The following is a 23,071-nucleotide window of genomic DNA, read 5'->3' on the forward strand; positions in this document are numbered from 1 at the left end:
CCAGGGAGGGGAAGTTATGACAAGTGTTCTGCTTCGAATTGTGCTGGCAGCGGCCCTGCTGCTTAGCGGACCAGCCATGGCCCAGCCGCTCTGGCACACCGATGATGAACTGAACGAGGCTGGTCGGCAGCTGAAACAGCTGCTGCTGCCCGATGAGCGCGACTTTGCCGCCATGAGTGCAGAAAGGCGGGATGCGTGGCTCACAAAAGAATGGCGCCGGGTGCTGAAGGGGCGGGAACGCTTTGCTCAATATACCCTGCCGGTGCACTGGCGCACCGAGGGGCTTGAACAGGCCATTAAGCAGCAAACGCTTGCTGCTTACATGGCCGGACAGGCACCCGACTACAACGGTTACCGCGAGCTGCAGCGTCATTACCAGCGCCTGGCCGGCGTTACCCATTACACCTTGTTACCTTCCGGCCCTGAGGTGCGCCCCGGTGAGCGGGACGCGGCCATTCCGGCATTGCGCCAGCGGTTGGCCGAGCTGGGCCAGCAAGTGCCGGCGCCGGTAAGCCGGGCCGATGTGCTGGATCCTCCCCTGAGCGAGACCCTTTCCGCTTTGCAACGGGCCGGCGGCCTCAAGGTAACCGGTGGCCTGAACCAGGCTACCCGGGCACTGGTTAACCGCTCGCCCGTCGAGCTTCGAGCCGAGATTAAAGCCAATCTGCACCGCTGGCTGCGCCTGCCCCCGGCCACCAGTGATTATGTGCTGATCAATATTCCTTCTTATCGTCTCACACTGGTTAGGGAAGGCCGGCCTAAGCTTGCCATGAAGGTCATCGTGGGCCGGCCCGACTGGCCGACGCCCGAGCTTGCCACCCACATTGATGCCCTCAAGGTGAACCCTGACTGGACCCCCACTGCAAATATTTTGCGGGAAGACTTACTGCCGGCCCAGAAGCGGGATGCCGGTTACCTCGACCGCAATGGCTTCACTGCCTGGCTGCCCGGGCAAAGCACACCGGTGCCGCCTTCCAGCATAAACTGGCACAGCCCGCCACCGGGTCTGCGCCTGGTGCAGCAGCCCGGCCCCACCAATGCTCTTGGGCGGGTCAAGTTTGAAATGCGCAACCGCCACAGCGTGTATCTGCACGACACCCCCGATAAATCCCTGTTCGGGCGAGACAAGCGGGCGCTCAGCCACGGCTGCGTGCGCCTGGCCGAGCCTGCGGCCCTGGCCAATGGTCTGGGTTGGCAAATCCCTGAACACGAGCGCACTCAGCTGCTGCCACCCCCCGAGCGCCTGCCGGTGTACATGGTGTATTTTACCGCCTGGAGCGAGGGTGGCAGCCTGGTGTTTGCGAGAGATGTGTATGGCAAAAATGCCTGATTCGTCGCCTTCGAGTATATGTCATCAACAGGGAGGTGCCGCACATGCTTAATAAAATGATGGGCGGAACTTTTGCGTTTATGTTATTGGCCATAATGCTGGCCCCAAGCTTGTATTTAATCACGGATTTAGCCAGTTACGATTATCATCGCGTTTTACAGATTTTATTATTTTCAGTATTGCTGCTTGCAGTCACCAGGTTTCCCGCTCGAAATGCACTCTCGGGTTTACCATGTCTGATATTGTTTACATGTGCAGCTTTGGGAATACTGTCTGCATATATCAACGGTGGCTTTATCCATCAGTGGACAGAGGTCGGCATGATGATAGCTCTTGTCGCAGGTGCAGATAGTGTGGCCAGAGCTTATAACAGATATCCTGTGGCGCTTGAGTCTTGGGTAAAACCAGCCTGGTTGTTGGGGGCTTTGGTCTATTCATTACTTACGGTTGCCTATAGTTACCATCTTCTTTCGAATGCCGGCGGAATGACGGGCTACCAACCTATGCACGGATTTGCAAACCCACGGTTCTTGAATCAGTACCAAGGCTGGTTTTTACCTGTTTTAACGGGTTTGTTGTTGATGAAAAGCCCTCCGTGGTTATCACGAAATACCTGGGAGTGCTTGGTTTCATTTGGCGCAGTTATGCACTGGGCACTGATTTGGCAGACTCAGGGTAGAGGAGTTATGGTTGGGCTTATCGCTTCCACATTGTTGGTTGCTTTGTTCATGGGTAAAAACGGAAGGCGCTATGCATCTTTAACACTGTTGCTCTCCTTTCTGGGGGCATTAATAGCTTGGTTGCTGTTTAAAACACCCGCGCTTGTTGCTGAAACGACCAGGCTGACTTCATCAGGACTTTCTCGCAGAGATGTTCTTTGGGCAGATGCAATTGGCTACGTTGAAAGCAGCCCATGGCTTGGAATAGGTCCCATGCAGCTCGCTACGGGGCCGACTGAAATTGCAACACACCCTCACAATGCCGTGTTGCAAATGGCTGCCGAGTGGGGTGTTCCCGCAACCTTGCTACTGTGTATGCTTTTGCTTTGGGGTTTTTATCGCTGGTTCATTTGGGCCAGAAGTTATAATGCAGCTCCCAACCATGAAGATTCCCCCTGGCTTGTAGCGCTAACGGCGTCAATGACAACAGCTGCAGTACACTCTTTGGTAAGTGGAATTATTGTAATGCCAATGAGTCAACTGATGCTGGTCTTGGTGTTAGGGCTGGCAATTGGATTATATAGAAGCTTTAACCCCATTAGGTCGGCAGGCAAGCCTTACATAGTCCAGATGTTTGTGCTGTCTGGCATATGTGCAGTGATGGTTCTTGGAGCGTATGCCTGGAGCAGCAAGGAGATTCCCCTTGAGATACGAAGGCTCCAGGCAGAAGAGGCAGCACAAAAGAAACAGGGGAGAGAGATCACGGAGCGCTCCCGACCACTGAACCACCCTCGCTTTTGGGTGAATGGTATCATCAGCGATTGACCGGAGATGCCCAGCATTTTTGCCAAGTGTGCTGTGCGTACACAGGTGCTGCTGAGCCTTGCCTTCAGTTGTCTGTGTCAAGATTGATCACTAAATTTGCCGAGCAATATCTGTTGTTCGAAAAAATAGGGGTATTGAGCTGTGAACAGCCAGTGACCCTTCGTTAAATTGAACTGAAAAACATCTTACAGCATCGGCGAAGTGGACTATAAATAATAGTAAGCAAATTGCTTAAGGCCCGGTAAGTATCGGAAACATATAATCGAGCAGAAAGGAGGCGGCGCGACTATATGACATCTATAGGCACAACCAGTGCTGAATGCTAAAGTTAGTTGGAATGTTTTATCAGATTGATGGCTCTCCAATTCGTGGATCTGTCAGACAAAAGCAAGAAAAGAGGATTTTCTTATGTTTATTGCAAAAGAACTGTTGCGACTGGTAAATGACGAGGAAGGTCTGACTACCGTCGAATACGCTATTGCCGGTGCTTTGGTTGCTTCTGTTGTGGTTTTGTCATTTACAAACTTGGGTCAGGCTGTTGCTAATAGAATTCAATCGCTTGCGGATATTGTTTCTTCAGGTTCCGGCACTTAATTGCTTAATTGTAAATTAGGTTTTTGCTTGATTCTTAACTTGAAAAGGGCAATGTTTTGCCCTTTTTAATATGATGGTGATGCTATGGAACAGCTACCATTGTTAATTTTCTTGATTGTGGCTGGCTGGATGGATCTGGCGCGTCACAAGATCCCCAACTGGTTGACGCTGACTTTTATTCCTCTGGCATTAATGTTTCATGTTGTGATCGGTGAAGGCTTGGTTTTTTCCTTGTCCGGTCTGGTTTACTCCTTTATTTTATTGTTCCCCATGTTTGTAACTCGTCTATTGGCTGGTGGAGATGTCAAGCTGGGTATGGCCATTGCCACCTTTACTGGCTGGCAGTTGTTTCTGGAAGCATTGCTTTACGCTCTTATTATTGGGCTACCTTTGGTCATTGTGCTAGCCTGGCGTCGGGTAGGCTGGCAAGGGTTCAAGGCTACCTTCAGCCGCTACGGCATGATAATTGGTACCCGTCGCTACATGGCTCCGGTAGAAGGTGAGCTTGCCGGCTTAAAGGTGCCTTATGGCCCAGCTTTGGCACTGGGGGCAGCTTTGGCTGTAGCTCTCAATAAATTTCAACTGTTTACATTAATATCCTAGTTATCGGCACCCAAGGAAGGAGGTAACACGGATGTACCTGCCCAAACCCAAAACCCTGGCCGATACCGGCCTTTCGAAAGAGCTGCTTTTTCGCCTCTGCCTGCGCCATTTGCAGGAAGAGGCGACGCTGTCTTTGCCCATGTTGGCAGAGCGTCTTTGCCTGCGCGGCAGCGTTGTGGATCCTCTGCTGCAGGAGCTTAAAACCCTGCAATTGGTAGAAGTGCGAGCCTCTGGCCGCATGGACGAACCCATTCGATTTGCCCTCACTCAAAAAGGTCAGTATGAAGCACAGGTGCTGAATGAGCGGGACGGTTACATAGGTCCGGCACCCATACCCCTTGAAGACTACAATCGCCTGGTACTGGCTCAGTCGCTTGGCGAGCGCAGTATTCGCCGGGAGCAGCTTGAAGCAGCACTTGCCGATATGGTTATCAGTTCAGAGCTGGTGAACGTACTGGGCCCGGCCCTTAACTCCCGTCGTCCTCTGCTGATTTATGGTCATGCCGGCACCGGTAAAAGCTTTTTATGCCATCGTTTTAACAAGGTCTTTGACGAACATATTTATGTGCCTCATGCCATTGCGGTGCAGAACACCATTATTCCGCTGTTTGATCCCCTCTATCACTGGCGGGTTGAAAATAACGACGAGGATCTTGATGCACGCTATATACCTTGCCAGCGTCCCTTGGTGATGGTAGGCGGCGAACTCAAGCTGGATATGCTGGAGGTGCATTTTGACCGGCAGTCCCGCCAATACAGTGCCCCCTTGCAAATGAAGGCCAACAACGGCGTATTTTTAATCGACGATTTGGGTCGCCAGGGGTTCTCTGCCGACGAACTCTTTAACCGCTGGATTGTTCCCATGGAAGAAAAGCGGGATTTCTTATCATTGCCCAACGGCCTGCACTTTGATATTCCCTTTGAGCAGATACTGGTGTTTTCCACCAACCTGGACCCGGAAACCATTGCCGACGAGGCCTTTTTGCGCCGCTTGGGTTACAAGTTGCAATTGCAGGCCATGCCGGAAGATCTGTATCGAAAAATCTGGAACATGAATCTGGAAAAATATCAGTTGTCCGCCACTGAAACATTATTCCGCTTTATGGTAGATAAGTTGCACAAAGGCAGTAAGAAGCCGCTGATTGCCTGTTACCCAAGGGATATTCTGGGTATTGCTCGGGACATTATGCATTTCAACGGCCAAGCCGGCGAAGAACTGACTGAACAAGTTTTAAACAAGGCCTGGAACATGTACTGCGTACACTGACTATACTCCCTTTGTGGAACAAAACGGTTAAACCAAGGACTCGGTTATGAAAACACGTACTTTGTTATTGTTTGTTCTTTCCGTCGGCTTTGGCGTAGCGGCGGCCATCATGGCCAACAACTGGCTCAACCAGCAAAGCGAGGCTGTCAAGGCCAGGGCTCAGGGCAACACCACTCAGGTTGTAGTGGCCGCAGTAGACCTGGTGCCTGGTGCCCCCATAGAACCCATCCATGTACAACTCAAAGACATAGATACCCGCCTGGTACCACCCGGTGCCCTTACCAGCCTCGAGCAGGCCCAGAGTATGGTGGCCAAAAATAACCTTTACCGGGGTGATGTGTTGCGTATAGAGCGGCTGGCGCCGGCAGGTGAGGGCAGCACACTTTCCGTGTTGCTGGAGCCAGGCATGAGAGCAGTGACCGTAAGGGTTAACGATGTTATCGGTGTGGCTGGTTTTTTGCTGCCAGGCAACCGGGTCGATATTCTGTTTACCGGTGGCAAAATGACTCGTACCGTGCTGAAAAACCTCAAGGTACTGGCAGTGGATCAGACCCAGCATACCGATGAAAACCGCCCCAAACTGGTGCGCGCGGTTACTCTTGAAGTTGATCCCGAACAGGCCGAGCGTCTGGTGAACGCTAGCTCCAATGGTCGCATTCAGCTTGCGCTGCGAAACCCCAATGATGAGCAGGAGCAGCAGATTGAAACCGTGGCTGCCGTTGCTGCACCCGAGCCTGAGGCCAAGCCGGCTCCGGCTCCACAAGTGGTGCGTCCACGTTCTTCGACCATTGATCTCATCAAAGGCTCGAAACAACAACAGGTACCGGTGAAAATCTGATACTTCAATAAACTCGACTTTTGGTGCACAGGAGGTGGCTATGAGAACCCTGTCAGGATGTATTTTGGGGTTAACACTGTTGGCAGCAACCGGGCCTGCGTGGGCCGGCGGCAGCCTCAACGAGGCTGGCAATGCAATGCAGCTGCCTATACATAAATCCCGATCACTCATGCTCGACCGGCCCGCCAGCCGGGTATCGGTAGGTAATCCGGCGATTGCCGATGTGCTGGTATTGCAGGATCGTGAGTTGTATTTGGTGGGCAAGTCGCTTGGCCACACCAATCTCATGGTTTGGGATATGAATGACAACTTGATCCAGGTCTTTGACATTGAGGTCAGCCACGATCTTCAGGGGCTGAAAGAGCGGCTGTATCGCTTTTTGCCCAATGAGCCCATTCAGGTTCACACTTCTCAGGGTCAACTGGTCGTGAGTGGTGAAGTTTCCAATCTCGATCGCCTGAATGCAGCCTATGAACTGACCCGGGGCTATGTGGTGGCTGCAGAGGGCGGCACCGCCCGCTCAGAGGTAATGAACATGATGAGCGTGGGTGGTGGCCAGCAGGTAATGCTGGAGGTGACCGTGGCCGAGGTGGCGAGGGATACGTCTCGTAGCTGGGAGTCCGCCTTTGAGTTGTTTGAACGCTCGGGAAACTGGGGTTTTTCAATGCTGCGCGACAGTGTTGACCAGCTTGCAGGTTTTGGCACCAACACGGTTATCGGTGGTTTTGCGAGTGCCGATACCGTGTTTAACGTGGCACTGGACCTGGCAAAAACCCGTGGCCTGGCTCGGGTGTTGGCTGAGCCCCGCATTACTGCCATCAGTGGCCAGTCTGCCGAGTTCCTGTCTGGCGGTGAATATCCGGTACCGGTTCCAACCGAAGATGGTGTGGCTGTGGAGTTCAAGGAATTTGGCGTGGGGCTCAAATTCACCCCAGTGGTGCTGAGCAGCGGCAAAATCAACCTGAATCTTAACGTAAGTGTCAGTGAGCCGGTGGTAGCCAACTCCGCCAATGTGCCCTTGTTTGGCGATATCACTGCTCTCAGCAAGCGTAGCGCCGGCACCACTGTAGAGCTGGGGGACGGCCAGACCATCAGCATTGCCGGCCTGCTCAGTGAAAGTAACCGTGAGCAAATCAGCCAGATGCCTTTTGTGGGTGATATTCCTGTGCTCGGCAATCTCTTTACCAGCCGCAGTTTTGCCAAGGGCGAATCCGAGCTGGTGATTATGGTCACTCCTCGCCTGGTGCGCCCCTTCGACAAGCAGCAGGTGACTCTGCCCACAGATGGCTTTATTGAGCCCAATGATTTTGAGTTCTACCTGCTGGGTCGTATGTCCCACCGTGATCGGGTTGGTCAGGGTGCGCCCGCCACTGAGCAAACCGGTAATAGCGGCGTTAACCCTGCCATGAATGAAGGTGGCATGGAGCAGACCTATGGCCAGTCGCTGTAGTGAAACAGGCAGCAGAACAAGGAGTATAACCATGAAACAGTTATTGCTAACCCTGCTGGCTGCGGGATTTGTAACCGGCTGTGCCAGTGAACGCCACTATGGCTTTGACATGGGACAGGACACCAAAGCCCTTGACTCGCTGCAGGTGTTGGATCCTGGTGCTGGCGCTCGCAGCGACGGCAAGCTGGCCGATCTCACCCTCAACGGTGAATATGGGGTCTCATTACACGGCAAGTATGTAAAAGGTGCCGAGTCACCTTCTGAAGGCAAAACCCAGGTCACCCTGAACTTTGGTGAATAAGGAGTCTCGTTATGAAAGCGCTGTCGCACCACAGAAAACAGAAAGGCGCCATACTGGTACTGGTGACGGTGGCGCTGTTCGTACTGCTTGGTTTTACCGCCCTGGCTCTGGATGGGGGCTACCTGCTGCTTAACAAGACTCGGGTGCAGGATGCGGTGGACTCGGCCGCATTGAGTGGAGCAAAAACTCTGAGTTTGTCAGAAAATAATACCCATAATGATGCAATAGATGCTGTTGAAACCACCCTAACCAGAATTTTGGCAGGGGAGGGTTTTGGCCAAATAGATATCGATGTAGATAATCTCGTAAGTGCAGTCGATATCGAATTTTCATTGGAGCCGGTACCTTTTGCTCCTTCTGTCAGTGAGGATGCTCGTTATATTAGAGTGTCATTGAATACCGTGCCGGTAAGACAATTCTTCTCACAACTTTTGATTGATGTATGGCAAGTGCGTGCGTCTGCTGTGGCTGGGGTCAGTGCAACAATACAGGATTCATGCCAAATTATTCCACTCATGATGTGTGATAGTAACCCAACCCCTCCAGCTGATTATAATGACATACCCGATGATTATGACTTTGGTTTCACTCCATCGACAGACAGTGATCGTGGTGATGTTCTTATGATTAAATCGCCAACTAATAATACACCCGTTGGTCCTGGTAACTTTCTTGCTATTGATCTTCCTGATGCTAATGGTGCTGATGGGTTTAGAGATGGTTTGGCAGGTGCTTTAACAAATGCGTCCTGTATTGGGGCAGGGGAATCTATAACGACTAAAACCGGTAATATGTCAGGCCCAACCGATCAAGGAATTAATACTCGATTTGCTGATTACTCTGGTAACATGAAGAACTTTGAACCATTGACTAAAGATGAGGGCGGCGCATATCATCCAGACTGTGAAGTCCCTGCCTTTAGCCCGGTAACTATCACAGAAGATATGTTTGCTTCATCAGGCGGAAGTTCAACATTAAGTAATCCTGCAAGCTATGCATTACAAAGTTATCAAGATTATATGGCAGATGAATCTAATTTTGATATCGCACCTGAGCACCCAGCTTGTATAACCGGTCGAAGAATTGTAAGAGTTCCCGTAGGAGATTGCAGCAATCCTATTGATAAGGGAAATGGTAAACATGAAATTCCCTCTGTAGGTACAGCTTGTATGTTTCTCACTCAGAAGGTTACGGATGGACCTGGTAATGAAAAATATATTGTTGCTGAGTTTATTGATAACTGCACAGCCGATGGTGGGAGTTATTCCAATCTGCTGAATGGTCCGGATCGGCTGGTTTTATATAAAGACACTGCCAGTGGTGACTCATGATGATTGTCAAAAAACAAAAAGGCTTGGCAGCCGTTGAGGCAACCATAATCTTGCCATTGTTGTTGTTGTTGCTTCTTGTTATTGGTGAATTTGGAAGATTGTTTTATCAGTACAACACACTCTCAAAGGCTCTGAGAGCATCTGTCAGAACTGTAAGTGTTTCGGATGGTGAAAACTATTTACTTGATAATGCGCTTAGAGATAAAGTGAGAAACCTAATTCTGTATGGGCAGGAAACAACCGGAACTAGTGTTGTTTTACCCGGGCTTGTAGCAGATGACGTAACATTTTCTGCACCATTCAATATGCCATCTACAAGCGAAGATAAATATGTAACTCTCATAGTCAGTTATGACTGGTCGCCAATGTTTACAGATAATCTGAACACCTTTTTTGGTGACAGTGTTTCATTGTCGTTCCCGTTGAATGTCAGTATGACCATGAGGATCCTCAATGATGGTTAATTTGGTGAGAAATCGTAAGGGTCTCAATTCAAAACAGCATGGTGCAACTATTGTTGAGTTTTCCATTGTGGCTGCTGTGGTTTTTCTTGTGTTATTTGGAATCATGGAAGTTGCACGATTGATGTTTACATGGAACACACTTAATGAGGCTTCGCGCAGAGCTGCTAGGCTGGCAACGGTATGCCGGGTTGAAGAGGTGAATAGTGGGATTGTGAGTCTGGCTGTGATCAACCAGATGAATGGCCTCTTACCAGGGTTTACGAGTACCAACCTTGCTTTTAATTACTTGACCGATAGCGGAACTGATGCCATTCCGCCTCATACAGCTGACTATGTACGTGCCCGTATTGTTAATTATCGATATGAAATGATACTTCCTTTGTCTGTTGACTTGTCTCGATTCTCACCTGACTTTTCAACAACCCTGAGAACCGAAAGTATGGGAAGAACCAAACCAACAGCGTCCAACCCCGATGGGAATATTATTTGTACCGATACAGGAGGCGCAGGAATATGACAGACGCCAAAATAGTGGAACTGGAGCGAGAGAGTATGCAGACACTGCCCGCACTTTCCTGTCCGTTGCAGTTGAATGTTATGGATCCGGACGAGCGGTTGTGGCCCCTGCTTAAGGTCAAACTGCATAACAGCAGTCAGTTGCAGCTTAAAAAACTGAATGACCAGGATTTCCTGCCAAAGGGAGACCGACAGGTTCTCTTGTTGGTGGACCATCCCATGCTGGCGCCGGTATATGACGAGCTGGAGCGCAAAGCAGATGACAGTAGAAGCCTTGTATTTATGGGTGATCCGGCCAACACCAGTCTGGTGCGCAGGGCCATGCGGATGGGCGCCGCCGATTTTCTGCCGCTGGATAGCGACCCCGTAGAGCTCTGGTCATCCCTGGTGCGTATTTCCGCTCAGGTATCTGCCAGCATCAGCCTGGCACCGGTTACCGTGGTGGTAAACGGCAAGGGCGGCTCGGGGGCCAGTTTTGTTTGCGCCAATTTGGGCCATGCCTTTCAGAATGACGACGAAAAGGTTTTGCTGCTCGATGCCAGCCGACATTACGGCTCGCTGGCCGATTACCTCAATATTCGGGACAAACAGGGGGGGCTGAATGATGCTTTGCAGCGTGCAGGTGAAATGGACGCCATGGCGCTGGCAGGCATGGTGAGCAAGGCGCGGGATGGCATGGATGTGATGCCAGCGTCCGTATTACCCCTGCATGATGAAAACACCGTTAGCGCCCGCCAGTGTGCCCAGTTGCTGCACCTGATGCGTGGGCAATATCAGCGGGTGGTAGTGGACATGTCCCGCGGACCTGAAGCCTGGAATCTGCCATTGCTGGAGAATGCCGAGCAGGTGGTGGTGGTGATGCAGCAAAGCCTGAGTGCACTGCGTGAAACAATTTTTTTGCTTCGCCAGCTTCGCCACGAGTTGGGCATTGGCAAGGATCGTATTTTGCTACTGGTTAACCGTTACGACAAGAAAAAGGACGTCTCCCTGCAGGAGATAGAAAAAGCAACTGAAATCAAACGCATTGCTACCCTGGCCAATGATTTCGCCATGGCCGAAACCTGTACCGATCTGGGCCGGTTGGTGGCGGAAGAAAAACGTAGTCACAAACTGGTGGAAGGTTTTAATCATCTTTCCAGTGCGCTCAAGCCCGGATCTGGCCAAAACGATAAACCGGGATTATTCAAACGACTGTTCGGTAACTGATCGAACAAGGGGGTCACGGATGAACCTTGAAGACTATATCCTCAGCCAGGAAGAAGAAGTTCACAAAAAGCGTTTGCACGGCAAGCTGATGGACATGCTTGACCTGCCCATGTTGCAAACAGTATCCAAAGAGCAGGCCAGCGATCAAATAGAGCGCCTGGCTCATCAGTTGATGCAAGACTCTCCGGTGCCGCTTTCCATGAGTTCGCGCCAGAATATTATTAGACAAATACTTGATGAAGTGCTTGGTTTGGGGCCGCTTGAGCCCTTGCTGGCCGACCCTAGTATTGCTGATATTATGGTAAATGGGGCAAAAAGCATTTACGTTGAGCGCAAGGGCCGCATTGAACGTGTGCCGCTGACGTTTCATGACGACGAACACCTCATGGGGGTAATAGAGCGTATTGTCTCCAGTGTGGGGCGACGTATTGATGAACTCTCGCCCATGGTGGATGCTCGCCTGAAAGACGGCTCCCGGGTGAATGCCATTATTCCGCCCCTGGCACTGAATGGGCCTACCGTTTCCATTCGTCGTTTTACCGTGGAAAAACTGGCCATTGATACCCTGATTGATTTTGGCACCATTACCCCGGCCATTGCCGAGGTAATGGAGGCCGTGGTCAAGGGCAAGCTTAACATTCTTATTTCGGGCGGTACCGGTACCGGTAAAACAACCTTTCTGAATATTTTATCCAGCTTTATACCTTCTAACCAGCGCATTATCACGGTTGAAGATTCCGCCGAACTACAATTGCAACAGCCCCATGTAGTACAACTGGAAAGTCGGCCTGCCAACATCGAAGGAAGAGGTGAAATCAGTCTTCGGGACCTGGTTAAAAATACCCTGCGTATGCGACCTGATCGTATTGTGGTGGGGGAGGTGCGTGGTGCCGAGGCCTTCGACATGCTCACCGCCATGAATACCGGCCATGAGGGCTCACTGACTACCGTGCATGCTAATACACCCCGCGATGCGCTGAGCCGTCTTGAAAACATGGTGTCCATGACCGGGTTTGATATGCCGGTGAAAAATATTCGTACTCAGGTGGCCTCCGCGCTGGATTTGATTATTCAGTTGGAACGCCAGGAAGACGGCAAGCGGCGGTTGATCAGCATGCAGGAAGTACACGGCATGGAAGGTGAGACCATCACCATGTCGGAAATATTTACCTTTGAGCGCACGGGGATTGATGCCGAAGGTAATGTTCTGGGTCGTCATAAAGCCACAGGGGTTATGCCCAACTTCTACGATCGGCTTGCCCGCAGAGGCATGGTGCTGCCGCGAAGTCTGTTTGGCGATGATGATCTGCACAAGGGCATTTTTTAACCGGAGGCGCTTATGAATATGCTGATCTTTCTGGCGCTTGTGGGGCTGGCGGTGGTATGCCTGAGTATGGCGATGTTTGTACCTGTCAGTCAGCCCCGTCTGAAATACTCAACCATGCTAAAGCGCCGAGTTCAGGCTCTGGCTGATGAAAATAAGGAACAAGCCCAGGCATCTATTTTTCGCACCAAAAAGCTAGATGCCCTGTCACCTACACTGCGACATATAGAAACCCTTCCCATTATGGAGCGGGTGGCATTTTCTCTGGAGTTGGCTGGTTCTAAGCTTTATGCGTATCAGCTGGTGTTTATGGTTGGTTTCATTACGCTGGTGCTGGTTGTAGTTAGCTGGCTGTGGCTGTACAACATTTGGCTAAGCCTTATTATGCTGGTGGTGCCATCACTTATTACCTGGCTCAAGTTAAAGCGGAGTTACCTGAATCGGTTGTCCATGTATGAGCAGCAAATGCCGGAAGCACTAGACATTATGAAACGGGGGCTGCAAGCAGGCTATTCCTTTTCCGACACGATAAAGCTCATCAGTGAGCAGATGCCCAACCCTATAGGTCGTGAGTTTGCTCTGGTGTTTGCCGATATCAACTACCGCAAGGACATACGTAAGGCCATGACCGGATTGCTGGAGCGTGTACCCAGTGTGTCCAATATGGCCTTGGTCAGCGCGGTACAGGTGCAGCGTGAAACTGGTGGTAACCTGGTTGAAAATATTGACAAATTGGCAAAAATCATTCGGGATCGCTTCAAGTTTAATCGTCAGTTAAGAACCCTGTCGGCGGAAGGCCGTATGTCTGGTTGGGTATTGGTGCTCACTCCCTTTGCCTTGTTTGCGCTGATTTTTATCACTACACCTGGTTACATTACCGAGTTGGTCAATACAAAGGAAGGCCATAAATTATTGATAGCCGGAGCCATAGGAATGGTTCTGGGTACCTGGTGGATTAGCAAAATTATCAAGATAGAGGTGTGAGTATGGACACTCTCAATCAAATACTGGGCCAGGTACTGGCCGATCCGCAACTACGACAATGGGTGCTGATTGCGGTGGTAGGCCTTAGCGCCCTTACCTTGTTTTGGGGGCTGACCCTGGTAGCCAGTGGTGTGGCCAGCCCTTATCGTCGTCAGTTGAAGGAAATTCAGCGCGAAGCCGATGGAGATGAAGAACAGTCCCTTGAGCAGCGGTTGGTGGTTGCCAAGGAGCATGCTAGCGTTTTTAACGGTCATCGAATTCGTACTCAGTTGGTGCATGCCGGTTTTCATAAAGGCTCTGCTTACCGAGTGTTTCTCGGTATAAGAGTTATGGTGGTGCTGGTATCTTTGCTTGTGACATTTGTTGTGTTGAATATGCTGACCCAGCTGCCTCTTGACAAGATTTTGCTGATTTTGGTGGGTGTAGGTTATGTAGCTTATTTACTGCCTGTATTCGTTCTGGAGCGGTTGGCAAACAAGCGTATGACCCGCATGAAACTTGCCATGCCCGATGCTCTCGATTTGCTTGTTGTTTGCACCGAGGCAGGGCTTGGTTTCAAGGCGGCATTACAGCGAGTGGCTCAGGAAGTCAGCATGAGCCATGATGAACTGGCCGATGAGCTTACCCTGATATCTGCCAAGCTTCGCGCCGGCTTTAGCATGCAGCAGGCCTTTGACGAGTTTATTCTGCGTACGGGCCTGGATGACTTCAAAAGCCTGACCGTGGCCATTAATCAGAGTATTCACTTGGGTACCAGTATTGCCGAGACCCTGCGGGTTTACGCAGATGAATACAGGATCAAGCGCAAGCAGGAGGCGGAAGAGCTGGCAGCCAAGGTGGGCACCAAGATGATTTTTCCGCTGGTCATGTTGATCTGGCCATCATTTTTTATTGTTGCCGTTGGACCGGCAATACTTAAGGTATTCCGCGTGTTTGGCAATATGTGATGACTGACTACTTTCGTCATGCCGGCCTTTGAGTCGACATTCTTTACAGAAGAAACACTGGCCTAGAAGAGAGGCAACAGTTAGCCTGAACATAATAAAAAACTTTGGCCATGGAACCGGCTTGAGGATAACAACATGAAACACACTGCAATTGCGCTGGTAATCACTTTGTTGTCTGGCTGTTCTGCTATGTCAGACTCTGATGAAAACGGACTTTCCTCCGCCAAGCCCCCTGGGGCGGGGGTCATCAGTCCCACCAATGGCAAGGAAGCACAAATGCTGATTGCCCAGTCACAAACCTCCGGCGATCCCGATGCCATGATCTATGCCTACACTCAGGCGCTCGCCTTTGATGACTTCGAGCCGGTGGATATTTACCTCAACATTGCCCGGCTGGAGCGTCAACGCAATAACAACGCCCGCGCCGAGCAGGCTTACCGCAGTGCTCTTGAAGAAGATGCAAAGCGCCGGGATGCCAAGGAAGGGCTGGCCCTTCTGCTTATTGATATGAAGCGGCACGACGAAGCCGAAACCCTGTTGCTTGATGTGGTAACCACGGATATGGCTCGGCTGGAACAGAGCAGTGAGCAGGCTGGTGAATGCGTGACCGATGCCAACTCGCCCTGGCGCAGCTACAATGGCCTGGGATTACTGGCCGACATTCTTGAGCAGGGTCAGCAGGCCCGTAAACATTACCAGTGCGCCCTTAACATTCAGCCCGGCATGGCCATGCTGCACACCAACCTGGGTTTTTCCTATTACCTTGAAGGGGAATATCCCCAGGCGGAACGGGCTCTGCTGCGGGCGGTGAACCAGGAGCCGGATTACGAGCGTGCCTGGAGCAACCTCGGATTACTTTATTACCGCTGGGGCCGCAGCTCGGAAGCCCTTGCAGCCCTGCGCAAGATCATGACTCAGGCCGAGGCGTTGAACGATCTGGGTTATATCGCCCTGATGGAAGGGGAGTACGAGAGTGCCGCCAGCCTGTTTCAGCGGGCCATCGACGCTTCACCCCGTTACTACCCCAGAGCGGTGGAAAACCTGAACCAGGCCAAATCCATGCAGGCCATCAGCAAGCGATAACCTATGCAGCTATACAGCTTTTTTAACAGTTCAACCTCTTACCGGGTGCGTATTGCCCTTGCGATTAAGGGGTTGCATGTTGATTATTGCGCCGTCAACCTGAGGGCCGGGGAGCAGCGAGATCAAGCCTACCGCACGCTAAACCCGGCCGGTGGCGTTCCTCTGCTGGTGAATGACGAAGGCGTGGCGTTGGGGCAGTCACTCGCCATTATCGACTATCTTGAAACCTTGCAGCCGGATCCTCCTTTGTTGCCTGCCGAGCCTTTACTGCGGGCCCGCGTGCTGGAACTGGCCAACCTTATCGCCTGCGATATGCATCCGCTTAACAATCTCAGGGTGCTTAACTATCTGAAAAATGAGTTGGGTGTGAGTGAGGCACAGCAGCAGGCCTGGTATGCCCACTGGATTGCCGAGGGGCTGAGGGCCGTCGAGGCGTTGTTGGTCCGCCATGGCGTTGGAGAGTATTGCTTTGGGGACCAGCCCACCCTGGCCGACTGTTGCTTGGTGCCCCAGGTGGCCAACGGTATTCGCATGAATTGTGACTTGACGCTGTACCCCAGAGTCATGGCCATTTATTACCACTGCCAGCGCCAGCCCGCCTTTCAACAAGCGGCACCGGCACAGCAGCCGGATTATTGTGAGTAAGGCCCTGCTTTACATCGATGACCCTATTTTCATAAAAAAAACGGCGTTGCTTAACGGCAGCGCCGGTTTTTTTATTGCTTGCACTGTTCAGTGCAGCGGGCAGAGCGCCACTGCCGGACCGATCACAAAAAGGCGTTCGCCGGCTTGCCGCCTTGGCAAAAAGGTTTCATCTTGCTGTTGCCAGCACACCACGGCGGCGATTGCCGGGCTTGCCAGTGCGGCTTGCAGTTGCTGGGGGCTCAGGCAGTGGGCATCCACAATGCGGGCAGGATTGATACCGGCGGTGGCCAGGGTTTGGCGGCACAGCCGGCCCGGTGCATTGGCGATCAGGATCCAGCCGGTATTACTGTGGCTGAGTGCTGCCAGCCTGGCCAACAATGCGGCCTGGGGGGCGGCGCTGGCGTGGTGAACGGCACTGGTGGCTCTGCAGCGGGGCAGGGAGTCCTGCCGGGAGATCAGTGCCTGCGTGCGGAGTAATGAAAGGTTCATCATGGTTCGGCCCTGCCTGTTGCTTTGCTGTTTATACATACAGTATTCGCTTGGGTCGTTTTGGTCAATATTTAACTGGTTAAATTTACAGTATTCTGATTCTTGCCGGTGATGATGCCGGCCAGTTACCAGCAGGAGAGCAACATGGACAGAACGCAACTGGAACGGATGGACACCCACATGGTGCTGAGCATTCTCAATGAGAAACTGCGTATTGAATGCGACAGCCTGGACGTACTGCTGTCACGCTACGAGCTGGACGGCGGCTGGGTGAGTGCACGCATGGCGCAAATAGGCTATCGCTACGACAGCCACACCAATCAGTTCCGGGCCGCTTGAGAAGTTAAAACCGGACTGTCATAGTCCGGTTTTTTTATTGGAGGACGCAAGCATGGACCCACAGTTCTGGCATCAGTGCTGGCAAACATCCCGCATTGGGTTTCATCAAAATGGCATTAACACCCACCTGCGTGGCTGCTGGCACCACATCGGTGCCCAGCCCGGTACTCAGGTGCTGGTGCCGCTATGCGGCAAAAGTCGCGACATGCACTGGCTGGCGGAGCAGGGCCATTCCGTGACCGGCTTTGAGTTGTCGCAGCTGGCGATAGGCGACTTTTTTGAAGAGGCAAGACTTTCGCCGGTGCGCGACACCGAAGGGCCTTTTGTGCGCTGGCAGCAGGGTGCATTCAGCCTGTATGAAGGCGATTTTTTTCAGGCAGGGGCCCTTGGCCGGCAGTTTGAGCTCGCCTACGACCGGGCGGCACTGATTGCGCTGCCGCCCGCCATGCGTCCGGAATATGCCGGGTTACTGGCGAAGCTGGTAAAGGCCGGTGGTCGTATGTTGCTGGTGACCGTAAACCACGACTCGGCTCAGGATCAGTCGCCGCCCTTTGCGGTAAATGAGCGTGAAGTCCGCACCCTGTTCGATCCCTATTTTGAGGTGGTGCTGCTGGAGCGTACCGAAGAAGGCAGCAACAATCGCCGGGTAGCGGCAGGGGAATGCAGCTTTTTTGATGAACTGTGCTTTGTGCTGACACGACGTTCGTACTGATGTTAAAAAGTCGAACTATTATTCTGACCAATTGTTAATGATTGGTTTGATATTTCATCTTGTTCTTTCTGTGTAATACTTTTGCCTGTAAAATAACTATTCACTGAATGCCGTGCTGAATGCTGCATTATGCGCCAGTTAACAAGCATTATGCAGCTGAAAATAACGGCAAGATCTTATTTTTACAGTAATTGTTATTTTACCGTGCCGGATACCACCGGCCGGAAAGGAGTTTTCATGGAAAAAGCGCTGACGGCGCGTGCCGGTGGTACCCGCAACTGGCTGATGTTTCTGCTGCCCTCGCTGGCGGGCGTTCTGCTGTTTATGACGCCGGTGGCCTGGCAGGGCAACCTTACCATCATGATTGCGGTGCTGGCCAAGAGTGTGCAGGCCATGTTGGGCGAGCAGTTGCCCGCCATTGTGACAGGCCTCATTACCCTGTCGGCGCTGTTGTCGTTGCTCGGCACCCTGGTTAAGCCCGCTTGGCTGCTGAACAGCGCGTTTCTCAACACCCTGTTTAACGTGCGCCCGGTCTGGCTGATAAGCCGGCTGCTGGGCGCGGTATTTGTGTTGCTGGTGCATTTTAAGGCCGGCCCCGAGCTGCTTTACAGCGGCGATACCGGCGGCCTGGTGCTGAACGATCTGCTGCCGGTGCTGTTTTCCGTGTTTATTTTTGCCGGTCTGCTGCTGCCGCTGCTGCTCGACTTTGGCCTGCTGGAGCTGGTGGGCACTCTGCTCACCGGCATTATGCGCCCGCTGTTTCGTTTGCCGGGCCGCTCGGCGGTAGACTGCATGGCCTCCTGGCTGGGAGATGGCAGCGTGGGCATTTTGCTGACCAGCAAACAGTATGAAGGCCATCATTACACTCAGCGGGAAGCCGCAGTGATCGGCACCACCTTTTCGGCGGTGTCCATTACCTTCAGCCTGGTGGTACTGGCCCAGGTGAAGCTGGAGCACATGTTCCTGCCTTTTTACGGTGCCGTTTGTCTGGCGGGCATTGTCGCCGCCGTTGTGGTACCGCGCCTGCCCCCCCTGTGCTGGAAAAAAGACACCTTTATTAACGGTGAAGCCCGCCCGGCCAATGCCGAGGCCACTCCTGACGGCTACTCCCGCTTTGGCCATGGCCTGAAGCTGGCGCTGGCCCGGGCCGGCAAGGTAGAAGGCCTGGCTCAGGTGGCCCGGGCCGGAGTACACAATGCCCTCGACATGCTGCTGGGCGTGCTGCCGGTGGTGATGGCGTTCGGCACTCTGGCACTGGTGGTGGCGGAAACCACACCGCTGTTCTCCTGGTTGGGCATGCCTTTTGTGCCGCTGCTGGAGCTACTGCACATTCCCGAGGCGGTGGCGGCCTCGCAAACCATGGTGGTGGGCTTTGCCGACATGTTTATTCCGGCCATTCTGGCCACCTCCATCGAAAGTGACATGACCCGCTTTGTGATTGCCGCCCTGTCGGTGACCCAGCTTATCTATATGTCGGAAGTGGGTGCGCTGCTGCTGGGCAGCAAGATTCCGGTGAACATTATTGAGCTGTTTGTCATCTTTTTGATGCGCACTCTGGTCACCCTGCCGGTGATCGCCCTGGTGGCTCACTGGGTATTCTGATGTTCGCCGGCTCTTCTATACTGTTGCCACACGGGAACTGGACAGGAGAAGCCGATGTATCAACGGGTACTGGAGTTCTGGTTTGAGGAATTGACCCCGGCCCAGTGGTGGAAAAAGGACGCCGCGCTGGATGCGAGCATTGCCGGGCAGTTTGGCGGCCTGCACCAGCGGGCCTGCAGGGGCGAGTTGTTTGAATGGCGCATACGCACTCAGGGACGGCTGGCCGAGATCATTGTGCTCGACCAGTTTTCCCGCAATATTCACCGCAATTATCCCAATGCCTTTGCCGCCGACGGCATGGCTCTGGCGCTGGCGCAGGAGGCCATCAGCCAGGGCGCCGAGCGGGCACTCAGCCCCGAGCAACGGTTGTTTCTCTATATGCCCTTTATGCACAGTGAATCGCTGAAAATTCACGATCAGGCCCTGGTCCTGTTTGAACGGCTGGGTCTGGCCGACAACCTCGACTTTGAACACAAGCACCGCAACATTATCGAGCGTTTTGGCCGCTATCCGCACCGCAACGCCATACTGGGCCGCCCGTCCACGCCGGAAGAGCAGGCGTTTCTTGAACAGCCCGGGTCGGGGTTTTAATTCGTTTGTCACGCTCATAAAAAATGCCGGGCGTTGCCCGGCATTTCAGCATGCTTGCGAATATCGTCTTACTGCTGCTGAATTGCCCAGATCTGGAAGGCGCGGCGGGTGTCGGCGTCGGCGGCGTTCCACCAGTGCTGCAGCATTTCCATGGCGTCGGCGTCAACCACGGCGTCACCGAACTTTTCCTGGGCAGCGGCCACGGCGGCCTCGGTGCGGCCGTTAAAGGCCTGGCGGGTTTCCTTCAGGTGCGCCTGAATGCCACCGGCGGTGTCCAGGCCGGCGGGCATGGGAATGGTAGACAGCTCAGCATCAATCCGCTCGCCGGTGTTCTTGTTGACCACGGTGAGGCGGCTGTCCTGCTCGCGCAGGAACTGTTTGGCCAGCTGGTAGTTCAGCGGTTTTTTATATTCGATGGTCAGCTCGGCATCGGCAGGCACCTTGTCCAGCTTGATGATCACCGGGTCGCCATTCAGCACGCGCACTTCGGAGCGGTTGGAGTAATCATCGGTGTAGCCAATGGCCAGCTGGTTTTTGCCCTCGTTCAGGGTCACTTCATGAATGTTTTTGGTAATGGAGTTGGCGGTCTTTTCGCCGTTTACCAGAAAGATTTGATAAGGCTGCTCGGCTTCAAAAGTGGCGGCGGTGGCGCCAAAACACAGACCAGCCGCGGCCAGGGCGGCAAGGGTAACACGCAGTTTCATAGATAAGGGCTCCTGAGCCATTCTGCCCGTTGTGGGCGTCACGTTATGTAGTAAACCGAACGATTGTGACAATTTATAAAACCGGACGCAATTGGCAAACCGGCGCCCGCTCACGTTTCCCGGGTAAAGGGGGGCAGGGCATTCAGCAGCGCCGGGCCGTAGCGGCGCGTCAGCAGGCGCCGGTCCAGCAGCACAATGCGACCTTTATCGGTTTCGGTACGCAGCAGCCGGCCACAGGCCTGAATGAGCTTGCGTGAGGCTTCGGGCACGGTGAGCTGCATAAAGGGATTGCCGCCACTCAGGCTTATCCACTCGGCCATGGCTTCTTCCACCGGCGAGGTGGGCACCGCAAAGGGCAGTTTGGTAATAATGAGGTTGGTGAGGTAATGGCCGGGCAAGTCCAGCCCCTCGGCAAAGCTGCCGGTGCCAAACAGCACGCTGGGCTGGCCACCGTCGCATTTCATGCGGTGTAGCTCCAGCAACGCCTGGCGCCCGGCTTCTCCCTGCACCAGCAGGGAATGCCCCTTGTCACGCAGCGCTTTGGCCACGGCGTTCATCTGCCGGTAAGACGAAAACAGCACCAGGCTGGCCTTTTCATCTTTAAGCCAGCGGGGAATTTCTTCACCCAGCAGGTCATCAAACCCTGCGTCCTGGGGCTCGCAAGGCAGAGACGGAATAATCAGCCTGGAGCCGGCGTAGTTGAAAGGCGAGTTAAGCCGCAGATACTGGCTGCCATCGTCGGCCCGCAGGCCCACGGCCCGGCGAAAATAGCTGAAGTCGTTGAGGGCGGTAAAGGTGGCCGACACCATCACCACCGCCGCCGCCCGCGACCAGCACCATTGCTCCAGCAAGTGGCCCACCGCCAGGGGCGTGGCGCACAGGCTGGTGTCGTTTTTGCTCTGCTCCAGCCAGCGCGCCGGCGGCGTGTGTTTGGGGCCCACGGCTTTCAGCATCAGCTCACACAGCCCCAGGGCTTCATCGGCATGCAGCTGCTGCAGACTAATGCTGGCCATGGCACCAGACACCGCACTGTTGCCCGGCTGCTGCTTGAGGGCTTCTGCAAGCTGGTTTTGTAACCGGCCCAGACCCTGTGCCAGCTGTTTGTGCTCGTCTTTTAATGAGGTCAGGGAGTGGGTCAGCAGTTCGGGCAGCTCGCCGGCGGCAAAGCGCAGGCAACCCTGATCGTCTGGGGTCAGATCGCCGGAACGCAGGGCCGCCTGCAACTGTTTATACAGCTCACCGAGGGAAGGTATAAGTTGCTGCAACGCCTGTTGGGTGCGGTTAACGGCGTTCTGGCCGTCATCCTTCAGTGCTGTGGCCATGCCGGGCAGTTGCTTGTTGAACTGCTCCAGGTTGCGCCGGGCCGAGCGCAGCGAAAGTCTTGCCGAGCCCTGCTCCCGGGCAATGTGGGCAATGTGGTGGGCTTCGTCCAGCACATACACGCAGCTTTCCGGCTCGGGCAGAATAATGCCGCCGCCCATGGCCAGATCCGCCAGCAGCAGGGCATGGTTCACGACTATCACGTCCACCTTGTCGAGCTCGGCCCGGGCGGCGTGAAAGGGGCAGTGGCCGTGACCCAGCTGGGGCTGGCAGCTGTGGCGCTCGGTTTGCAGTTGTTGCCACAGGGCATCATCTATGGGCTCGGCCCAGCTGTCTCTGTCGCCGACCCAGTCGCCGGCTTCCAGCGCGTGCCAGAGTTCGGCCAGTTGTTGCTGCTGTTTGGGCGTAAGCGCCTCGGCCGCCTCAAACATGCTGATCTGGCCTTCTCCCTGGGCCAGGCTCTGCAGTCGCTGGCGGCAGCAGTAGCGGGCCCGGCCCTTGGCCAGGGTAAAGGTGAATGTTGGTTGGCAGTGAGGCTGAAACAGCGGCAGGTCTTTATTGACCAGTTGCTCCTGCAGGGCCAGGGTGGCGGTGGAGATCACCACCTTTTTATTGTTGAGCCTTGCCCAGGGAATGGTGGCCTGTAAATAGGCTAACGATTTGCCAATGCCGGTGCCGGCCTCGGCCACCAGAATGCGGCGGGCGGGGTCATACTGGCCCAGCAGCACCTTGCCGATTTCCGCCACCAGGAAGTTTTGTTCCCGCCTGGGTCTAAACCCCTGAACGGATTCACTTAACTGGCGGTAATTGGCCCGCACAAGAGTGCGGTAATCGGCGCTGGGCATGGCATGTTTCCGGTATAAAATGCGGCCTCAAGTATACCCGGTAGTCGGTTATATGCCACTTGCAATACGTAAAGGTGAAAAGGAGAGGCGAGTCACACTTGG

24 protein-coding genes are annotated in these 23,071 nt (G+C 53.6%); 21 read left to right on the plus strand and 3 right to left on the minus strand.

Annotated elements, in window-relative coordinates; genetic code table 11:
- The first annotated feature begins 16 nt into the window (after nt 1-16).
- From Q9290_RS01935 to maiA, 17 genes are all read left to right on the plus strand, one after another.
- Nucleotides 17-1,330, plus strand: coding sequence for a L,D-transpeptidase family protein (locus Q9290_RS01935; RefSeq protein ID WP_306077943.1), 1,314 nt, complete (start codon nt 17-19; stop codon nt 1,328-1,330).
- 44 nt (nt 1,331-1,374) lie between these two features.
- Nucleotides 1,375-2,814 carry an O-antigen ligase family protein gene (locus tag Q9290_RS01940; protein WP_306077944.1) on the plus strand — a complete coding sequence of 480 codons (1,440 nt, stop codon included), beginning with the start codon at nt 1,375-1,377 and terminating at the stop codon, nt 2,812-2,814.
- Between the two features lie 408 nt (nt 2,815-3,222).
- A complete protein-coding gene (locus tag Q9290_RS01945; RefSeq protein WP_306077945.1) occupies nt 3,223-3,408 on the plus strand; it encodes a Flp family type IVb pilin in 186 nt (61 codons plus the stop codon).
- A gap of 84 nt (nt 3,409-3,492) precedes the next feature.
- A complete protein-coding gene (locus tag Q9290_RS01950) occupies nt 3,493-4,011 on the plus strand; it encodes an A24 family peptidase (RefSeq protein ID WP_306077946.1) in 519 nt (172 codons plus the stop codon).
- Nucleotides 4,012-4,042: 31 nt separating this feature from the next.
- Nucleotides 4,043-5,278 carry an AAA family ATPase gene (locus Q9290_RS01955; protein ID WP_306077947.1) on the plus strand — a complete coding sequence of 412 codons (1,236 nt, stop codon included), beginning with the start codon at nt 4,043-4,045 and terminating at the stop codon, nt 5,276-5,278.
- Between the two features lie 46 nt (nt 5,279-5,324).
- Nucleotides 5,325-6,116: a Flp pilus assembly protein CpaB gene (gene cpaB / locus Q9290_RS01960; protein ID WP_306077948.1), complete on the plus strand. Its 792-nt coding sequence runs from the start codon at nt 5,325-5,327 to the stop codon at nt 6,114-6,116.
- Between the two features lie 136 nt (nt 6,117-6,252).
- Entirely contained in the window at nt 6,253-7,566 is a 1,314-nt protein-coding gene (locus Q9290_RS01965) for a type II and III secretion system protein family protein (RefSeq protein WP_306077949.1), read from the plus strand.
- Between the two features lie 31 nt (nt 7,567-7,597).
- Nucleotides 7,598-7,867: an addiction module component gene (locus Q9290_RS01970; protein WP_306077950.1), complete on the plus strand. Its 270-nt coding sequence runs from the start codon at nt 7,598-7,600 to the stop codon at nt 7,865-7,867.
- Nucleotides 7,868-7,878: 11 nt separating this feature from the next.
- Nucleotides 7,879-9,198, plus strand: a complete 1,320-nt coding sequence (locus tag Q9290_RS01975; protein ID WP_306077951.1) for a pilus assembly protein TadG-related protein — start codon at nt 7,879-7,881, stop codon at nt 9,196-9,198.
- Entirely contained in the window at nt 9,195-9,662 is a 468-nt protein-coding gene (locus Q9290_RS01980; protein WP_306077952.1) for a TadE family protein, read from the plus strand. The genes Q9290_RS01975 and Q9290_RS01980 overlap by 4 nt, the downstream gene beginning before the upstream one ends.
- On the plus strand, nt 9,652-10,179 hold the full coding sequence (locus Q9290_RS01985; protein ID WP_306077953.1) for a TadE/TadG family type IV pilus assembly protein: 528 nt from the start codon (nt 9,652-9,654) through the stop codon (nt 10,177-10,179). Before Q9290_RS01980 ends, Q9290_RS01985 begins: the two co-directional genes overlap by 11 nt.
- Nucleotides 10,176-11,384 carry an AAA family ATPase gene (locus tag Q9290_RS01990; protein WP_306077954.1) on the plus strand — a complete coding sequence of 403 codons (1,209 nt, stop codon included), beginning with the start codon at nt 10,176-10,178 and terminating at the stop codon, nt 11,382-11,384. The genes Q9290_RS01985 and Q9290_RS01990 overlap by 4 nt, the downstream gene beginning before the upstream one ends.
- A 19-nt stretch (nt 11,385-11,403) precedes the next feature.
- Nucleotides 11,404-12,711: a CpaF family protein gene (locus tag Q9290_RS01995; protein WP_306077955.1), complete on the plus strand. Its 1,308-nt coding sequence runs from the start codon at nt 11,404-11,406 to the stop codon at nt 12,709-12,711.
- Between the two features lie 12 nt (nt 12,712-12,723).
- Complete coding sequence (locus Q9290_RS02000; protein ID WP_306077956.1) at nt 12,724-13,692, plus strand: type II secretion system F family protein; 969 nt, start codon at nt 12,724-12,726, stop codon at nt 13,690-13,692.
- 2 nt (nt 13,693-13,694) lie between these two features.
- Nucleotides 13,695-14,639 carry a type II secretion system F family protein gene (locus Q9290_RS02005; RefSeq protein WP_306077957.1) on the plus strand — a complete coding sequence of 315 codons (945 nt, stop codon included), beginning with the start codon at nt 13,695-13,697 and terminating at the stop codon, nt 14,637-14,639.
- Nucleotides 14,640-14,915: 276 nt separating this feature from the next.
- The gene (locus Q9290_RS02010) at nt 14,916-15,722 is read left to right on the plus strand and encodes a tetratricopeptide repeat protein (protein WP_306077958.1); all 807 of its coding nucleotides are present in this window, start codon (nt 14,916-14,918) and stop codon (nt 15,720-15,722) included.
- 3 nt (nt 15,723-15,725) lie between these two features.
- Nucleotides 15,726-16,367, plus strand: coding sequence for a maleylacetoacetate isomerase (gene maiA, locus Q9290_RS02015; RefSeq protein ID WP_306077959.1), 642 nt, complete (start codon nt 15,726-15,728; stop codon nt 16,365-16,367).
- An 87-nt stretch (nt 16,368-16,454) separates the two neighbouring features.
- Here maiA and Q9290_RS02020 read toward each other — a convergent pair whose 3' ends face one another.
- The gene (locus Q9290_RS02020) at nt 16,455-16,859 is read right to left on the minus strand and encodes a cell division inhibitor (protein ID WP_306077960.1); all 405 of its coding nucleotides are present in this window, start codon (nt 16,857-16,859) and stop codon (nt 16,455-16,457) included.
- Between the two features lie 141 nt (nt 16,860-17,000).
- Here Q9290_RS02020 and Q9290_RS02025 point away from each other — a divergent pair, with 141 nt between their 5' ends.
- The 4 genes from Q9290_RS02025 to Q9290_RS02040 all read left to right on the plus strand — a co-directional run bounded on the left by Q9290_RS02025 (nt 17,001) and on the right by Q9290_RS02040 (nt 20,100).
- Nucleotides 17,001-17,195 (plus strand): DUF4250 domain-containing protein, encoded by a 195-nt coding sequence (locus Q9290_RS02025; protein ID WP_306077961.1) that lies wholly within the window; start codon nt 17,001-17,003, stop codon nt 17,193-17,195.
- Between the two features lie 52 nt (nt 17,196-17,247).
- Nucleotides 17,248-17,907, plus strand: a complete 660-nt coding sequence (locus tag Q9290_RS02030; protein ID WP_306077962.1) for a thiopurine S-methyltransferase — start codon at nt 17,248-17,250, stop codon at nt 17,905-17,907.
- A gap of 237 nt (nt 17,908-18,144) precedes the next feature.
- Nucleotides 18,145-19,509 carry a YjiH family protein gene (locus Q9290_RS02035; RefSeq protein ID WP_306077963.1) on the plus strand — a complete coding sequence of 455 codons (1,365 nt, stop codon included), beginning with the start codon at nt 18,145-18,147 and terminating at the stop codon, nt 19,507-19,509.
- A gap of 54 nt (nt 19,510-19,563) precedes the next feature.
- The gene (locus Q9290_RS02040; RefSeq protein ID WP_306077964.1) at nt 19,564-20,100 is read left to right on the plus strand and encodes a DUF924 family protein; all 537 of its coding nucleotides are present in this window, start codon (nt 19,564-19,566) and stop codon (nt 20,098-20,100) included.
- 68 nt (nt 20,101-20,168) lie between these two features.
- On the opposite strand, the gene Q9290_RS02045 is transcribed toward Q9290_RS02040, so the two are convergent.
- Both Q9290_RS02045 and dinG read right to left on the minus strand, forming a co-directional pair.
- The gene (locus Q9290_RS02045) at nt 20,169-20,804 is read right to left on the minus strand and encodes a YccT family protein (protein ID WP_306077965.1); all 636 of its coding nucleotides are present in this window, start codon (nt 20,802-20,804) and stop codon (nt 20,169-20,171) included.
- A gap of 110 nt (nt 20,805-20,914) precedes the next feature.
- Nucleotides 20,915-22,969: an ATP-dependent DNA helicase DinG gene (gene dinG / locus Q9290_RS02050; protein ID WP_306077966.1), complete on the minus strand. Its 2,055-nt coding sequence runs from the start codon at nt 22,967-22,969 to the stop codon at nt 20,915-20,917.
- Between the last annotated feature and the right edge of the window lie 102 nt (nt 22,970-23,071).

The organism is Oceanimonas aquatica, from assembly GCF_030732065.1.
Lineage (GTDB): Bacteria > Pseudomonadota > Gammaproteobacteria > Enterobacterales > Aeromonadaceae > Oceanimonas.

Bases quoted from the DNA above. Each gene is read 5' to 3' on its own strand.
- Q9290_RS01935 (WP_306077943.1), top strand. From the start codon at position 17: ATGACAAGTGTTCTGCTTCGAATTGTGCTGGCAGCGGCCCTGCTGCTT.
- Q9290_RS01940 (WP_306077944.1), top strand. From the start codon at position 1,375: ATGCTTAATAAAATGATGGGCGGAACTTTTGCGTTTATGTTATTGGCC.
- Q9290_RS01945 (WP_306077945.1), top strand. From the start codon at position 3,223: ATGTTTATTGCAAAAGAACTGTTGCGACTGGTAAATGACGAGGAAGGT.
- Q9290_RS01950 (WP_306077946.1), top strand. From the start codon at position 3,493: ATGGAACAGCTACCATTGTTAATTTTCTTGATTGTGGCTGGCTGGATG.
- Q9290_RS01955 (WP_306077947.1), top strand. From the start codon at position 4,043: ATGTACCTGCCCAAACCCAAAACCCTGGCCGATACCGGCCTTTCGAAA.
- cpaB (WP_306077948.1), top strand. From the start codon at position 5,325: ATGAAAACACGTACTTTGTTATTGTTTGTTCTTTCCGTCGGCTTTGGC.
- Q9290_RS01965 (WP_306077949.1), top strand. From the start codon at position 6,253: ATGCAGCTGCCTATACATAAATCCCGATCACTCATGCTCGACCGGCCC.
- Q9290_RS01970 (WP_306077950.1), top strand. From the start codon at position 7,598: ATGAAACAGTTATTGCTAACCCTGCTGGCTGCGGGATTTGTAACCGGC.
- Q9290_RS01975 (WP_306077951.1), top strand. From the start codon at position 7,879: ATGAAAGCGCTGTCGCACCACAGAAAACAGAAAGGCGCCATACTGGTA.
- Q9290_RS01980 (WP_306077952.1), top strand. From the start codon at position 9,195: ATGATGATTGTCAAAAAACAAAAAGGCTTGGCAGCCGTTGAGGCAACC.
- Q9290_RS01985 (WP_306077953.1), top strand. From the start codon at position 9,652: ATGATGGTTAATTTGGTGAGAAATCGTAAGGGTCTCAATTCAAAACAG.
- Q9290_RS01990 (WP_306077954.1), top strand. From the start codon at position 10,176: ATGACAGACGCCAAAATAGTGGAACTGGAGCGAGAGAGTATGCAGACA.
- Q9290_RS01995 (WP_306077955.1), top strand. From the start codon at position 11,404: ATGAACCTTGAAGACTATATCCTCAGCCAGGAAGAAGAAGTTCACAAA.
- Q9290_RS02000 (WP_306077956.1), top strand. From the start codon at position 12,724: ATGAATATGCTGATCTTTCTGGCGCTTGTGGGGCTGGCGGTGGTATGC.
- Q9290_RS02005 (WP_306077957.1), top strand. From the start codon at position 13,695: ATGGACACTCTCAATCAAATACTGGGCCAGGTACTGGCCGATCCGCAA.
- Q9290_RS02010 (WP_306077958.1), top strand. From the start codon at position 14,916: ATGCTGATTGCCCAGTCACAAACCTCCGGCGATCCCGATGCCATGATC.
- maiA (WP_306077959.1), top strand. From the start codon at position 15,726: ATGCAGCTATACAGCTTTTTTAACAGTTCAACCTCTTACCGGGTGCGT.
- Q9290_RS02020 (WP_306077960.1), bottom strand. From the start codon at position 16,859: ATGATGAACCTTTCATTACTCCGCACGCAGGCACTGATCTCCCGGCAG.
- Q9290_RS02025 (WP_306077961.1), top strand. From the start codon at position 17,001: ATGGACAGAACGCAACTGGAACGGATGGACACCCACATGGTGCTGAGC.
- Q9290_RS02030 (WP_306077962.1), top strand. From the start codon at position 17,248: ATGGACCCACAGTTCTGGCATCAGTGCTGGCAAACATCCCGCATTGGG.
- Q9290_RS02035 (WP_306077963.1), top strand. From the start codon at position 18,145: ATGGAAAAAGCGCTGACGGCGCGTGCCGGTGGTACCCGCAACTGGCTG.
- Q9290_RS02040 (WP_306077964.1), top strand. From the start codon at position 19,564: ATGTATCAACGGGTACTGGAGTTCTGGTTTGAGGAATTGACCCCGGCC.
- Q9290_RS02045 (WP_306077965.1), bottom strand. From the start codon at position 20,804: ATGAAACTGCGTGTTACCCTTGCCGCCCTGGCCGCGGCTGGTCTGTGT.
- dinG (WP_306077966.1), bottom strand. From the start codon at position 22,969: ATGCCCAGCGCCGATTACCGCACTCTTGTGCGGGCCAATTACCGCCAG.